The sequence below is a fragment of the Pseudomonas nitroreducens genome, assembly GCF_014204515.1.
Taxonomy (GTDB): Bacteria; Pseudomonadota; Gammaproteobacteria; order Pseudomonadales; family Pseudomonadaceae; genus Pseudomonas; species Pseudomonas nitritireducens_A.
This window is the reverse complement of the sequence record NZ_JACHLI010000008.1, coordinates 1-13265: the sequence shown is the minus strand read 5'-3', so window position 1 is coordinate 13265 and position 13265 is coordinate 1. Positions and strand designations below refer to the sequence as shown.

The 13265-nt window shown below is 68.2% G+C and carries 9 protein-coding genes; 1 reads left to right on the top strand and 8 read right to left on the bottom strand.

What is annotated here, in order from left to right:
* Nucleotides 1-35: 35 nt before the first annotated feature.
* The 7 genes from HNP46_RS12170 to HNP46_RS12140 all read right to left on the bottom strand — a co-directional run bounded on the left by HNP46_RS12170 (nt 36) and on the right by HNP46_RS12140 (nt 7803).
* Nucleotides 36-1682 (bottom strand): BatD family protein, encoded by a 1647-nt coding sequence (locus HNP46_RS12170; protein WP_184589193.1) that lies wholly within the window; start codon nt 1680-1682, stop codon nt 36-38.
* Nucleotides 1679-3445 carry a VWA domain-containing protein gene (locus HNP46_RS12165; protein WP_184589191.1) on the bottom strand — a complete coding sequence of 589 codons (1767 nt, stop codon included), beginning with the start codon at nt 3443-3445 and terminating at the stop codon, nt 1679-1681. The genes HNP46_RS12170 and HNP46_RS12165 overlap by 4 nt, the downstream gene beginning before the upstream one ends.
* Nucleotides 3442-4476, bottom strand: coding sequence for a vWA domain-containing protein (locus tag HNP46_RS12160; protein ID WP_184589189.1), 1035 nt, complete (start codon nt 4474-4476; stop codon nt 3442-3444). Before HNP46_RS12160 ends, HNP46_RS12165 begins: the two co-directional genes overlap by 4 nt.
* The gene (locus HNP46_RS12155) at nt 4469-4966 is read right to left on the bottom strand and encodes a DUF4381 domain-containing protein (RefSeq protein WP_184589187.1); all 498 of its coding nucleotides are present in this window, start codon (nt 4964-4966) and stop codon (nt 4469-4471) included. The genes HNP46_RS12160 and HNP46_RS12155 overlap by 8 nt, the downstream gene beginning before the upstream one ends.
* Nucleotides 4963-5907 carry a DUF58 domain-containing protein gene (locus HNP46_RS12150; protein ID WP_184589185.1) on the bottom strand — a complete coding sequence of 315 codons (945 nt, stop codon included), beginning with the start codon at nt 5905-5907 and terminating at the stop codon, nt 4963-4965. Before HNP46_RS12150 ends, HNP46_RS12155 begins: the two co-directional genes overlap by 4 nt.
* Before the next feature lies 1 nt (nt 5908).
* Nucleotides 5909-6868: an AAA family ATPase gene (locus tag HNP46_RS12145; protein ID WP_184589183.1), complete on the bottom strand. Its 960-nt coding sequence runs from the start codon at nt 6866-6868 to the stop codon at nt 5909-5911.
* Between the two features lie 62 nt (nt 6869-6930).
* Complete coding sequence (locus HNP46_RS12140; protein WP_184589181.1) at nt 6931-7803, bottom strand: DUF1353 domain-containing protein; 873 nt, start codon at nt 7801-7803, stop codon at nt 6931-6933.
* Nucleotides 7804-8108: 305 nt separating this feature from the next.
* On the opposite strand from HNP46_RS12140, the gene HNP46_RS12135 reads away from it, so the two are divergent.
* Nucleotides 8109-12971 (top strand): NAD-glutamate dehydrogenase, encoded by a 4863-nt coding sequence (locus tag HNP46_RS12135; protein ID WP_184589179.1) that lies wholly within the window; start codon nt 8109-8111, stop codon nt 12969-12971.
* A gap of 88 nt (nt 12972-13059) precedes the next feature.
* Here the strand turns inward: HNP46_RS12135 and HNP46_RS35675 are convergent.
* The coding region (locus tag HNP46_RS35675) for a hypothetical protein (protein ID WP_221454943.1) at nt 13060-13265 on the bottom strand (206 nt) is incomplete at its 5' end.

Sequence of the window (13265 nt, the reverse complement as noted above, 5' to 3'; positions counted from 1 at the left end):
AGGCACCTCTGGCGGGGATGGCTCCAGCATAGCTGTCAGCGTGGATAGAGCGGCGGCAGGCTGCTGGCTTCCGCTGCCGGCGGCGCGTCCGGGTCGGCTCCGGGGAGCGTGCGGATGGCGCGCCAGAGATCCTCGCCCTGCCAGTTGCGGCCGCCTTCGCTGTCGCTGTACAGCGCGCCGTTGAGGCCATCCAGCGCATCGGACAGCGGCACGAAGCGCGCCGCCATGTCGGCCAGGGTTTCCGGCTGCTGGCGCGCCCAGGCGTCCAGCGCCTGGCGGGTGGCGTGGGAGTCGTTGGCCTGGCAGGCGCGACGCAGCTCGTCGAGCAGCGTGCGAGTGCTCGGCCCGGCCTGGGCCACGCGGATGACCGCCGGTTGGCTGCGGGCGCGCCACCACAGGCCGAAGCCGAGCAGGGTGGTCAGGCTGAGCAGCGCGCAGGCCAACTGCCAGGGCCAGAGCAGGGTGCTGTCGATCGAAGCGCTTTGCGTCGGAGCAGGAGGGGTATCCGTGTGCTCGTCGAGCTGCGGATTGGCCGCTACCTGCAGGGTGCGCGCCGGCAGGCTGGTGCGTTCGACGCGGCTGGTGCGGGTGTTCCACCAGACGATTTCCACCGGCGGCAGGTCGAGTTGCCCGGCCTTGTCGGCGATCAGCGCCTCGCGCTCCTCGCGGCTGCCGATCAGGCCCTGGTCGCCGCTTTCGTTGGCCAGCTGCGGCTGGTCCGGATAATGGCGCAGGCCCTCGGGCAGGCTGATCGGCAAAGGCGGCAGCTGGGCGCTGGACAGGCCCTCCACGCGCAGCATGATGTTGCGCGTCAGCGCTTCGCCGGCCTTGGCCTGTTCCGGCTGCGGGCTCCAGGTCTCGCTCAGGCTCAGCGCGCTGGCCGGCAGCCAGGGCGCCTCCTTGGGGTAATCGGCGGGCTTCGGGTCGACCTGCAGCGGAATGCTCGGCGAGACCACCCGTACCTGCTTGCCCGGTTGCGGGCCGAAGGGGTTGTAGTCGTCGCTGCGGCGCTGGGCCACCTGGGTGGCGTTGAAGGTCTGGCCGGGGATTTCCAGGGTGCCGCTCTTCTGCGGGAAGATCGCGTAGCGCACCTCGATCACACCGTGGCGTACGCCGTTGATGTCCTTCTCGTAGGTGCGCGGTTCGCCCAGTTGCTCGACGCGGGCGTCGGCCATCTGCAGCGGCGAAAGGCTGCTGTCGTCGTACAGCGAAACCGAGTGGTTGATGCGCAGGGTGAGGATCACCTGGGACTGCACCCAGGTTTCCTCGCGGTCGACGCTGGCGTCGATGAACACCGGGGCGAGCTTCTGCGCGTCGGTACTTTCCTCTGCCTTGAGCACCTCCAGGCTGATCGGCTCGCTGGCGTTGCCACCCAGGTGGATCGGCGGAATCTCTACCTGGCCTTCGTCGCGCGGCTGCAGGGTGATGATCCAGCGGGTGGTGGCCTGGGACTTGCCGTTGAGGGTGGTCAGGCGGTTGACCTGGCGCGTGCCGAGCACCACGAAGTGCTCGTCCAGCGGTTTAAGGTCAGGCTTGCCGAACAGCGTCGGGTCGTCGGACTCCAGCGTCAGTTCGACGCTTTCGCCCTGGGTCAGGCGCGCGCGGTCGACGCTGGCGGTGAAGCTGGCTTCGGCGCGGAAGGCGGCGAGGCAGAGCAGGGTCAGGCAGATCAGCCTTCTCATGGATTGGGTTCCTGGCGCTGCTGCTGTTGCTGGTACCAGAACTTGCGGCGCAACAGTTCGGACGGATCGTCGGGAATCTGCCGCAGCCACTGTTCCAGGGCCTGACGGCGCTCGTCACCCAGTGGACCGGCGTCCTCCGGGTTGGTTTCCTCTTCCTGCCCGGCGTCGCGCTCGGCCGGCGGGCCGCCCGGATGGCTGGCGGACGGCCGGTCGGCCTCCTGGGAGGGATTCTTCGCCGCCGGCGCCGGTTGCGAGTCGCGTTCGGCGGAGTGTTCTTCGTCGTGCTGCTGATCCTGCGGCTTGGCGGCCTGCGGGTCGCTGCTCTGTGCGGAGTCGTGGCTTTCCTGGGGCGGCTGCGCCTGGCTGTCCGCGCCCGGGTTGTCCTTGCGCTGGCGCAGCAGGTCTTCGAGCAGCGTCTTGTTGCGCCGCGCGGCCTCCAGTTCGGGGTTGCGCTCCAGGGCCTGGTCGTAGGCGTCGATGGCGGCTTCCAGTTCGTTCTGCCGGGCCAGGGCGTTGCCGCGGTTGTAGTGGTCGGCGGCTTCGTCGCCCTGGGCAAAGGCCTGGGCGGCGTCGACGTAATCGCCGGCGCGATACAGTGCCAGGCCCTTCCAGCGGAAGTCGGCGAAGCGCTCCGCGGCCTCCGCAGGGTGGCCGGCATCCAGCAGGCGCTGGCCTTGCTGGTCGGGACGCAGCCAGAGGTCCCCCAGCTCGAAGGCGTTGGCGTCCTGCGGCGGCGCCCACAGCAGCGGCAGCAGCAAGGGCAGGCTGAACAGCCAGCCACGGCGGCCGGCGCAGGCGGCGAGCAGGAGCAGCGGCAGCAGGAGCCAGTAGCCCTGGTCGGCCCAGCGCTGCAGGCGCAGCAGGGCGTCTTCCTCACTCACCTGCAGGCCCTGGGTGCTGTCCAGCAGGCCGAGGTTGCGCAGGTCGCTGCCGTTGGCGCGCAGGCGCTGGAAGCGCCCATCCAGGTCGGTGGCGAAGGCGCGTAGCGAATTCTCGTCCAGGCGTGGCACCAGGATGTTGCCCTGGTCGTCCTTGAGGAAGGTGCCGTCCTCCTGGGCGATCGGTGCGCCGCCGGGGGTGCCGACGGCGAGCAGCAGCAGGTCCTTGCCCTTGCCCTTGAGCGCCTGGCGGATGCCCTGGCGTTCACGGGCGTCCAGGGCGCTGGTGATCAGCAGGATCCGGCCATTGCCCTCGGCGCCGCTGTCCAGCAGGCGGCGCGCCTGGGCCACCGCGAGGTCGGCGCGCTGGCCGGGCTCGGGCATGATCGACGGCTTGAGGGCGTCGATCAGGTTGCGCGCGGTGCCCAGGTCGTTGGACAGCGGCACCAGCGTGTGGGCGCTGCCGGCGTAGACGACGATGGCGGTCTGCGCGTCGCTGCGGGCCTGCAGCAGGTCGAGCAACTTGCGCCGGGCCTGTTCCAGGCGCGTGGGCTTGAGGTCGGTGGCGAGCATCGCCGGGGTGAGTTCCAGCACCACCACCAGCGGGTCGCTGCGTTCCATGGTCGGCTGTTCCACCTGTTGCCAGCTGGGGCCGAGCAGGGCGAGTACGGCCAGCAGCCAGGCGACGCCGAGGAAGATCCACGGGCGGCGCTCGTGGCGGCCGCCACCGCCGGCCAGCAGCCAGGGATGGAAGGCCGGCGGCAACAGCAGTTGCCAGCGGCCGGCGCGGCGTTCGCGGTGCCAGAGCTTCCACAGCAGCCAGCCCAGCGGCAGCAGCAGGACCAGCCACAGCGGGTGCAGCACGTGCGGCCAGATGCCGGTCATGGCCGACGCTCCTTCTGCAGGCGTGTCATCCGCGCCGGCCAGCGCCATTCTTCCGGCGGCCACAGGGTGGCCACCACCAGCGCCGCGCTGATCAGCAGTGCCAGCAGCAGCGGCCAGCGGTACAGGGCGATCGCCGGGCGCGCCTGGGTCGGCTTCTGCTCCACCGGCTCCAGCTGGTCGAGGCTCTCGGAGATGCGCTGCAGTTCTTCGCCGTTGCGCGCGCGGAAGTACTCGCCGCCAGTGGCCTCGGCGATGGCCTTGAGCGCCGGTTCATCCAGGTCCAGGCCCGGGTTGAGGCCGAACAGGCCGACCACGCCGCCCTGCTTGGGATCGGCGCCGATGCCGATGGTGTAGACCTTGACGTGTTCTTCTGCGGCCAGCCGCGCGGCGGTCTGCGGGGAAATCTCGCCAGCGGTGTTGGCGCCGTCGGTGATCAGCACCAGCACGCGGCTCTGCGCCGGGCGCTGGCGCAGGCGCTTGACTGCCAGGCCCATGGCGTCGCCCAGGGCGGTGTCCTTGCCGGCGATGCCGATCAGCGCTTCGTCGAGCCAGACGCGCACGGTGTGGCGGTCGAAGGTCAGCGGCGCCTGCAGGTAGGCGCGGGTGCCGAACAGGATCAGCCCGACGCGATCGCCGCGGCGGCCCTCGATGAAGTCGCCGAACAGCTTCTGCACCAGGTGCAGGCGGCTGATCTCGGCGCCGTCCCAGGTCATGTCGGTGTAATCCATTGAGCCGGAGACATCCACGGCCAGCAGCAGGTCGCGGCCGGTGGCGGGGATCGGCAGCGGCTCGCCGACCCACTGCGGGCGCGCGGCGGCCAGCAGCAGGCAGAGCCAGAGCAGGGCAAAGGGCGCCTGCTGGCGCCAGGCCGGCAGGCGCGCGCGGGCGCGGCGGCCGGCGAGGCCTTCGAGTTCCTTGAGGAAGCTGACCTTGAGCGCCGCCTCGCCGTTGTCGGCCGGCGGCAGGATGAAACGCATCACCCAGGGCAGCGGGGCGAGCAGGAAGATCCAGGGCCAGGCGAGCTCAAACATGCTTGCGCACCCAGGTTTCCACGGCGGCGGCGAGGCCATCGATGGCCTTGTCGTCCAGCTTGCACTCGGCGCGGTAGCCACCTTCCACCAGGATCATCCAGCGGGTCAGGCCGGCGGCCGGGCAGCGGGTGTCGAGGAAGGCCAGCCAGGCGCGACCGCTCAGGGTATGGCTGTGGCTATCCGGCCAACGCGCGCGGGACAGGCGCTTGAGCAGGCCATTGAGCGCCTGCAGCCAGGGGCCGGCAGGGGCGCGGTCGTAGGGACGCGGCAGGCGCTTGAGTTCTTCCAGCGCGGCTTCGCGCAGCGGGTCCAGCGGCGCCTCGGCGACGACCTTGGCCTTGCGCCGGGGCAGCCAGCGTCGGCGCTGGCGCCACAGCGCCCAGAACAGCACCGGCAGCAGCGCGGCGAGCAGCCACCAGCCCGGCGCTGGCGGCCACCAGGCCACGGCGGCGGGCTCGATCAGCGGTTCCAGCTGGTCCAGCGGATTCATTTGGCATATCCCGGCTGGTGCTGTTCCAGCAGGTTGCGCAGTTGCTCCACCAGCTCTTCCTGGGTGGTCAGCGGCAACAGTGGCACGCCCAGGCGCATGGCCAGACGCTGCCAGCGTTCGCGGCGGGCCTCGCCTAGGGCGCGGTAGGCCAGGCGCTGCTCGTCGATGTGGGTGTCCAGCTCCAGCTGTGCCTGGCCTTCGGCGAAGCGCAGCAGGCCGGCGGCGGGCAGGGCGTGGTCGAGCGGGTCGGACACCGGCAGCAGCACCAGGTCGGTGTGCCTTGCCAGCAGCGACAACTGCTGTTCGGCCACCTCGCCCAGGGCGCGCTCGTCGCACATCACCATGATCAGGCTGCCCGGTCTCAGCACCTCGCGAGCGCGGCGCAGGGCCATGCCGAAACCGTCGCCGCTCAGGCCAAGGTTGGAGCCGGCGAGCAGTGCGTGGTTGGCGCGCACGATCAGGTTGAACAGCTGCAGCAGGCTCTGCTTGCTGCGCCGCGGCTTGATCTCGTGGCACTCGCTGTCGGTGAACACCAGGCCGCCGATGCGATCGTTGTGCGCCAGCGCGGCCCAGCCGACGAAGGCGGCGGCACGGGCGGCCAGCACGGATTTGAAGCACAGCCCGGAGCCGAAGAACAGCCGCGAGCTCTGCTCGACGAGGACGAACACCGGGCGTTCGCGCTCCTCATGGAACATCTTGGTGTGCGGCTCCTGGGTGCGCGCGGTGACGCGCCAGTCGATGGTGCGCACGTCGTCGCCGGCCTGGTACACGCGCACCTGGTCGAAGTCCACGCCGCGGCCGCGCAGGCGCGAGTGGTGCAGGCCGATCAGCGGGCTGCGCCGCGACGGCGTGGAGAACAGCTGGACTTCGTTCAGGCGGTGACGGATCTCGATCAGCTCGCCGAGGGAGACCGCCACGCCGGGCGCCAGGACACTGTGCATGTCAGGCGACGGCGACCACGTCGAGGATGCGCTGGACCACGCGGTCCTGGTCGATCCCGGCGGCTTCCGCCTCGAAGGTGAGGATCAGGCGGTGGCGCAGCACGTCGAAGAGCATCGCCTGGATGTCCTCGGGGCTGACGAAGTCGCGCCCGGCCAGCCAGGCATGGGCGCGTGCACAGCGGTCCAGGGCGATGGAACCGCGCGGGCTGGCGCCATAGGACAGCCACTCGGCCAGTTCGGCGTCGTACTTGGCCGGGGTGCGCGTGGCCATGATCAGCTGCACCAGGTATTCCTCCACGGCGTCGGCCATGTACAGGCCGAGGATTTCCTGGCGGGCGGCGAAGATGGCTTCCTGGGTGACCCGGCGTTCGGGCTTGGTCTCGCCGTGCAGCGCTTCACCGCGGGCCTGCTGGAGGATGCGGCGCTCCACGGAGGCTTCCGGGTAGCCAATCTTCACGTGCATCAGGAAGCGGTCGAGCTGGGCCTCGGGCAGCGGGTAGGTGCCTTCCTGCTCGATGGGGTTCTGCGTCGCCATCACCAGGAACAGCGGCGGCAGGTCGTAGGTGCTGCGGCCGACACTGACCTGGCGCTCGGCCATGGCTTCGAGCAGCGCGGACTGCACCTTGGCCGGCGCGCGGTTGATTTCGTCGGCCAGCACCAGGTGGTGGAAGATCGGCCCCTGCTGGAACACGAAGCTGCCGTTTTCCGGGCGATAGATCTCGGTGCCGGTGATGTCGGCCGGGAGCAGGTCGGGGGTGAACTGGATGCGGTGGAACTCGGCCTCCAGGCCTTCGGCCAGGTCCTTGATCGCCTTGGTCTTGGCCAGGCCCGGTGCGCCTTCCACCAGCAGGTGGCCGTCGGCGATCAGGGCGATGAGCAGCCGCTCGATGAGCTTTTCCTGGCCGAGGATCTGGCTGGAGAGATACTGGCGCAGTGCAAGGAGCGACTCACGATGTTCCATCGCGTGGATTTCCTGGACGAAAGGGTGGGGCTGTCGGGCCGCCTACTTTACTGCATCGGCCGTCACTCTTGCAGCGCCGCGCTGCGAGCCTTGTGCAGCGCTAGTGGTTCCTGAGGCGTCGCGGTACCCGGCAGCGCGGTCAGGCAGCGCAGGGCGGTATTGCCGTTGCGCTGCCGGCGCATGTCGCGGGCGCCGCCATGGACCACCGCGAAGCGATAGACCCAGGCCAGCAGGCGCGGCATGCCGGCTTCCAGCAACATGCGGTGGAACAGCTCGTCCGCCTCGGCCTTGGTTACCGGCGCCACGTTGAGGAACTGGTACAGCGCGTCGTGCACCAGGCTGGCGTGGTGCGCCACCGGCCAGAACATCACGCGCTCCTTCTGCCGGCCGTGGCGCAGGCATTGAACACTTTCCAGGTGCTCCCACCAGTCCGGCGTGCCGAGGGTGGCGACCCAGAAGAACGGCACTTTCGGTGAGCAGCCGTCCCAGGCGTAGGTGCGGGCGCAGCCGAAGTCGTAGCTGACGGTGCCGGCGGCGAGGTCCACGCTGGCCGGACCGGGGTTGATGATGAGGCGCCCGTCGTGCACCACCAGCCACTCGCTATAGAAGAAGCGGCCGTTGAACAATGGCTCCTCGCGCACCAGCGGGAAATCGATGTAGTTGATCCACGGGCCGTTGCGGTCGCGGCTGCAGAAACCCCAGTCGCGCACCGAGCGCTCCCGTGCGGCTTCGACACGGCGCAGGCGCTCGCCCCGGCCGACGACGCGCGGCAGCAGGACGCCCAGATAGACCGGCACCGCGCCGATCAGCAGCGGCCGCACGGCCTCATCCAGGAACAGCCAGGCCAGCACCAGCAGCGCCACGCCCAGCAGGGTGACCAGCAGGTTGTCCAGGTGGCGCAGCAGCGGGCGGTGCAGGGGCGGGTGGCGTTGCATGGCGTCCGTTCCAGGCGAGGGGTTGCCATGATAGCGCTATGACATTTCTTTAGTCAGATGCGGAACGATCGTACGACGATTTCTGTCGTCTCCCCGTAGGCGCCGCGCCTGCATGCCGTTGAACGAATATGTCGCAGCCCCGTAAGCCAGCGCCGGTCGACTCCCGATAAGCTCGCTGGGATGAGTGACCGCCCGGTCGGGGCTGTCAATCGTGGGTCACACTGCCCGGCTATACCTGTGGCCCGACACAAGACGATATGCGTTCTACGCTCAATCCATCAAAACGAGTCCAGCGGAGTAACAACATGGCGTTCTTCACCGCAGCCAGCAAAGCCGACTTCCAGCAACAACTGAAAGCGGCCCTGGCGCAGCACGTCGACGACAAGGGCCTGCCACAAGTGGCCCTGTTCGCCGAGCAGTTCTTCGGCTTCATCTCCCTCGACGAATTGACCCAGCGCAGGTTGTCCGACCTGGTCGGCTGCACCTTGTCTTCCTGGCGCCTGTTGGAACGCTTCGACCCCGCCCAGCCTGAAGTGGCGGTGTACAACCCCGATTACGAAAAACACGGCTGGCAGTCCACCCACACCGCCGTGCAGGTGTTGCACCCGGACCAGCCGTTCCTGGTCGACTCGGTGCGCATGGAACTGAACCGCCGCGGCTACAGCATCCACACCCTGCAGACCAACGTGCTCAGCGTGCGCCGTAACGCCAAGGGCGAACTGCTGGAAATCCTGCCCAAGAACAGCACCGGCAAGGACGTGCATCAGGAATCGCTGATGTACCTGGAGATCGACCGCGTCTCCCAGGCCGCCGAACTGCGCACCCTGGAAAAAGCTCTGCTGGACGTGCTCGGCGAGGTCCGTCTGGCCGTCGCCGACTTCCCCGCGATGCGCACCAAGGCCGAAGAACTGCTGGTCTGGCTGGGCAAATCCAAGGCCAAGGCCCGTGCGGAAGAAACCGCCGAGGTGCGCGCCTTCCTCGAATGGCTGCTGGACAACAACTTCACCTTCCTTGGCTATGAAGAATTCACCGTGCAGGAGGAGGCCGATGGCGGCCACCTGGTGTACGACGAGAAAGCCTTCCTCGGCCTGACCAAGCTGCTGCGCGCCGGCCTGAACAAGGACGACCTGCACATCGAGGACTACGCCGTCGCCTACCTGCGCGAGCCGGTGCTGCTGTCCTTCGCCAAGGCCTCGCAGCCCAGCCGCGTGCACCGCCCGGCCTACCCGGACTACGTGTCGATCCGCGAGATCGACGCCAAGGGCAAGGTGGTCCGCGAGTTCCGCTTCCTCGGCCTGTACACCTCGGCGGTCTACGCCGAGAGCGTGTTCGACATCCCCTTCATCCGCGGCAAGGTCGCCGCCGTGCTGAAGAACTCCGGCTTCGACAGCAAGGCGCACCTGGGCAAGGAACTGGCGCAGATCCTCGAAGTGCTGCCGCGCGACGACCTGTTCCAGACCCCGGTGGACGAGCTGTACAACACCGCCATGTCCATCGTGCAGATCCAGGAACGCAACAAGATCCGTCTGTTCCTGCGCAAGGACCCGTACGGCCGCTTCGCCTACTGCCTGGCCTACGTGCCGCGCGACATCTATTCCACCGAAACGCGGATGAAGATCCAGCAGGTGCTGATGGAGCGCCTGAAGGCCAGCGACTGCGAATTCTGGACCTTCTTCTCCGAGTCGACCCTGGCCCGCGTGCAGTTCATCCTGCGCGTCGACCCGAAGAACCGCATCGACGTCGACACCGCCCAGCTGGAGCAGGAAGCCATCCAGGCCTGCCGCTCCTGGCAGGACGACTACGCCGCGCTGGTGCTGGAGAACTTCGGCGAAGGGCAGGGCAACACCCTGCTGGAAGACTTCCCGAAAGGCTTCCCGGCCGGCTACCGCGAGCGCTTCGCCGCGCATTTCGCGGTGGTCGACCTGCAACACCTGTCCAGCCTTTCCGACAGCCGCCCGCTGGTGATGAGCTTCTACCAGCCGCTGGCCCAGGGTGAGCAGCAGCTGCACTGCAAGCTCTACCACGCCGACACGCCGCTGGCGCTGTCGGATGTCCTGCCGATCCTGGAGAACCTCGGCCTGCGCGTGCTCGGCGAGTTCCCCTATCGCCTGCGCCACAGCAACGGCCGCGAATACTGGATCCACGACTTCGCCTTCACCTACGCCGAGGGCCTGGACGTCAACATCCAGGAGCTCAACGAGACCCTGCAGGACGCCTTCGTCCACATCGTCAACGGCGATGCCGAGAACGACGCCTTCAACCGCCTGGTGCTGACCGCCGGTCTGCCGTGGCGCGACGTGGCGCTGCTGCGCGCCTACGCGCGCTACCTCAAGCAGATCCGCCTGGGCTTCGACCTGGGCTACATCGCCAGCGCGCTGAACGCCCACGTGGACATCGCCCGCGAACTGGTGCGGCTGTTCAAGACGCGCTTCTACCTGGCCCGCAAGCTCACCGCCGAGGACCTGGAAGACAAGCAGCAGAAGCTCGAACAGGCCATTCTCGCGGCGCTGGACAACGTCCAGGTGCTCAACGAGGACCGCATCCTGCGGCGCTATCTGGACCTGATCAAGGCCACCCTGCGTACCAACTTCTACCAGCCGGACGCGGCCGGGCAGAACAAGAGCTACTTCAGCTTCAAGTTCAACCCCAAGGCCATCCCGGAAATTCCGCGGCCGACGCCGAAGTTCGAAATCTTCGTCTACTGCCCGCGGGTGGAAGGCGTGCACCTGCGCTTCGGCGACGTGGCCCGTGGCGGCCTGCGCTGGTCGGATCGCGAAGAGGACTACCGCACCGAAGTGCTGGGCCTGGTGAAGGCGCAGCAGGTGAAGAATGCGGTGATCGTGCCGACCGGCGCCAAGGGCGGCTTCATTCCGCGCCGCCTGCCGGTCGGCGGCAGCCGCGATGAAATCCAGGCCGAGGCCATCGCCTGCTACCGCCTCTTCATCTCCGGCCTGCTGGACGTCACCGACAACCTCAAGGAAGGCCAGGTCGTACCGCCGGCCAACGTGGTCCGCCACGACGCCGACGATCCCTACCTGGTGGTGGCCGCGGACAAGGGCACCGCGACCTTCTCCGACATCGCCAACGGGCTCTCCGCCGACTACAACTTCTGGCTCGGCGACGCCTTCGCCTCCGGCGGCTCCGCCGGCTACGACCACAAGGGCATGGGGATCACCGCCCGTGGCGGCTGGGTCTCGGTGCAGCGCCACTTCCGTGAGCGCGGCATCAACGTGCAGCAGGACAGCATCACCGTCATCGGCATCGGCGACATGGCCGGCGACGTATTCGGCAACGGCCTGCTGATGTCGGACAAGCTGCAGATGGTCGCGGCCTTCAACCATATGCACATCTTCCTCGACCCCAATCCGGACCCGGCGGCGAGCTTCGCCGAGCGCCAGCGGCTGTTCAACCTGCCGCGCTCCAGCTGGGCCGACTACGACGCCTCGCTGATCTCAGCCGGCGGCGGCATCTTCCTGCGCAGCGCGAAGAGCATCACCCTGACCCCGGAAGTACGCGCGCGCTTCGACATCGACGCCGAGCGCCTGACCCCGACCGAGCTGATCCACGCGCTGCTCAAGGCGCCGGTGGACCTGCTGTGGAACGGCGGTATCGGCACCTACGTGAAGTCGAGCAAGGAAACCCATGCCGACGTCGGCGACAAGGCCAACGACGGCCTGCGCGTGGACGGCCGCGACCTGCGGGTGAAAGTGGTGGGCGAGGGCGGCAACCTGGGCATGACTCAGCTGGCGCGGGTCGAGTTCGGCCTCAACGGCGGCGCCTGCAACACCGACTTCATCGACAACGCCGGTGGTGTGGACTGCTCCGACCACGAGGTGAACATCAAGATCCTGCTCAACGAGGTGGTGACCGCCGGCGACATGACCAGCAAGCAGCGCAACAAGCTGCTCGCGGAAATGACCGACCAGGTGTCCGACCTGGTGCTGGGCAACAACTACAAGCAGACCCAGGCGCTGTCCCTGGCCGAGCGTCGCGCCCGCGAGCGTATCGCCGAGTACAAGCGCCTGATGAGCGACCTGGAAGGCCGCGGCAAGCTGGATCGCGCGCTGGAGTTCCTGCCCAGCGACGAGGGCCTGGCCGAGCGTATCGCTGCCGGCCAGGGGCTGACCCGCGCGGAGCTTTCCGTGCTGATCTCCTGGAGCAAGATCGATCTGAAGGAACAGCTGCTGGGCTCGCTGGTCCCGGACGACGACTACCTGACCCGCGACATGGAGACCGCCTTCCCGCAGACCCTGGTCGAAACCTTCGCCCCGGCCATGCGCCGGCACCGCCTGAAGCGCGAGATTGTCAGCACGCAGATCGCCAACGACCTGATCAACCACATGGGCATCACCTTCGTGCAGCGCCTGAAGGAATCCACCGGCATGACGCCGGCGAATGTGGCGGGTGCCTACGTGATCGTGCGCGATGTCTTCCACCTGCCGCACTGGTTCCGTCAGATCGAAGCGCTGGACTACCAGGTGCCGGCGGAAGTGCAGCTGACCCTGATGGACGAACTGATGCGCCTGGGCCGCCGCGCGACCCGCTGGTTCCTGCGCAGCCGTCGCAACGAGCAGGACGCCGCCCGTGACGTCGCGCACTTCGGTCCGCGTATCGCGGCCCTCGGTCTGAAGCTCAACGAACTGCTCGAAGGCCCGACCCGCGAGCTGTGGCAGGCGCGCTATCAGGCCTACGTCGATGCCGGCGTGCCGGAGCTGCTGGCGCGTATGGTCGCCGGTACCAGTCACCTCTACACCCTGCTGCCGATCGTCGAAGCGGCGGACGTCACCGGCCAGGACCCGGCCGACGTGGCGCGCGCCTACTTCGCCCTGGGCAGCGAGCTGGAACTGACCTGGTACCTGCAGCAGATCAGCTCCCTGCCGGTGGAGAACAACTGGCAGGCGCTGGCCCGCGAAGCCTTCCGCGACGATCTGGATTGGCAGCAGAGGGCGATCACCGTCTCCGTACTGCAGATGCAGGACGGCCCGGCGGAGATCGACGCGCGTGTGGCGCTGTGGCTGGAACAGCACGCCCCGATGGTCGCCCGCTGGCGCGCCATGCTCACCGACCTGCGCGCTTCCACCAGCACTGACTACGCCATGTACGCCGTTGCCAACCGCGAGCTGCTCGACCTGGCGCAGAGCAACCAGCAGGGCGTCTGCGCGATCTGACGTTCAACGCCCTGAAAACCTTTTGATGCTCTAGCCCCGCCTCGTGCGGGGCTTTTTTTCGGCTTGGGTTTTGTGGGGAGGGACGTGCTTACGACGTGGCGCTGGCCAGGTCCGCAATCAGGACCATGGCGCGCTGTTGTAGATGGGCGGGGGATACCGGCGAACAGTGGACTTCGCGGCGGGGGATGTCGCGGACAAGGTCCGCTTGTGTCTGCCTTTCCCGATACGATCGGAGGTGAGAGCGGCGCAAGGCAAGCTGCAGGTCCGCAGTGTTCGAGCACGAGTAGGAGCCCA

Bases quoted from the DNA above. Each gene is read 5' to 3' on its own strand.
- HNP46_RS12150 (WP_184589185.1), bottom strand. From the start codon at position 5,907: ATGCACAGTGTCCTGGCGCCCGGCGTGGCGGTCTCCCTCGGCGAGCTG.
- HNP46_RS12165 (WP_184589191.1), bottom strand. From the start codon at position 3,445: ATGACCGGCATCTGGCCGCACGTGCTGCACCCGCTGTGGCTGGTCCTG.
- HNP46_RS12140 (WP_184589181.1), bottom strand. From the start codon at position 7,803: ATGCAACGCCACCCGCCCCTGCACCGCCCGCTGCTGCGCCACCTGGAC.
- HNP46_RS12160 (WP_184589189.1), bottom strand. From the start codon at position 4,476: ATGTTTGAGCTCGCCTGGCCCTGGATCTTCCTGCTCGCCCCGCTGCCC.
- HNP46_RS12170 (WP_184589193.1), bottom strand. From the start codon at position 1,682: ATGAGAAGGCTGATCTGCCTGACCCTGCTCTGCCTCGCCGCCTTCCGC.
- HNP46_RS12155 (WP_184589187.1), bottom strand. From the start codon at position 4,966: ATGAATCCGCTGGACCAGCTGGAACCGCTGATCGAGCCCGCCGCCGTG.
- HNP46_RS12135 (WP_184589179.1), top strand. From the start codon at position 8,109: ATGGCGTTCTTCACCGCAGCCAGCAAAGCCGACTTCCAGCAACAACTG.
- HNP46_RS12145 (WP_184589183.1), bottom strand. From the start codon at position 6,868: ATGGAACATCGTGAGTCGCTCCTTGCACTGCGCCAGTATCTCTCCAGC.